The sequence below is a fragment of the Teichococcus aerofrigidensis genome, from assembly GCF_054073225.1.
The window spans coordinates 1-487 of the sequence record NZ_JBSXMU010000296.1; the positions used below are offsets into that span (position 1 = coordinate 1).

At 80.5% G+C, this 487-nt stretch carries 1 protein-coding gene; it reads right to left on the minus strand.

Annotation, left to right across the window (positions count from 1 at the left end):
- On the minus strand, positions 1-431 hold a 431-nt coding region (locus ACVMLK_RS21320; RefSeq protein ID WP_457487582.1), incomplete at its 3' end, for an ATP-binding protein.
- Positions 432-487 lie beyond the last annotated feature (56 nt).

Sequence of the window (487 nt, forward strand, 5' to 3'; positions counted from 1 at the left end):
CCGCTGCCCCGCAGGGCCCGGAACAGCACCGTCTCCGCCTGGTCCAGGGCATGCTGGCCGAGCAGCAGCCAGGGCCGCCCGTGGCGGGTGCAGGCCGCCAGCAGCGCCGCCAGGCGGGCCTGCCGCGCCCGTTCCTGCAGGGCGGCGCCGGGGGGCATGGCCAGGGCAAGGACCTCGGCCTCCAGGCCGAGCCGGCGCAGCAGGCGGACAGTCCAGTCGGCCTCGGCCGCGCTGCCGGGCCTCAGGCCATGATCGACGACGAGGCCCAGCACGCTGCCGCCCCGCGCCGCGGCGAAATCCCGCGCCAGCAGGGCGAGCGCCAGGGAATGCGGGCCACCCGAGACGCCGGCGGCGAAGCGGGGCGCCGCGCCGAAGGGGCCCAGCGGTTCCATCAGGGCGGCGAACTCCGCCGCGTCCGGGGGCGCGCGCATGGCGGGGGCCGCCGCCCCCGGGCCTTAGCAGCCGCCGCGGCGCCGCGCCACGGCCG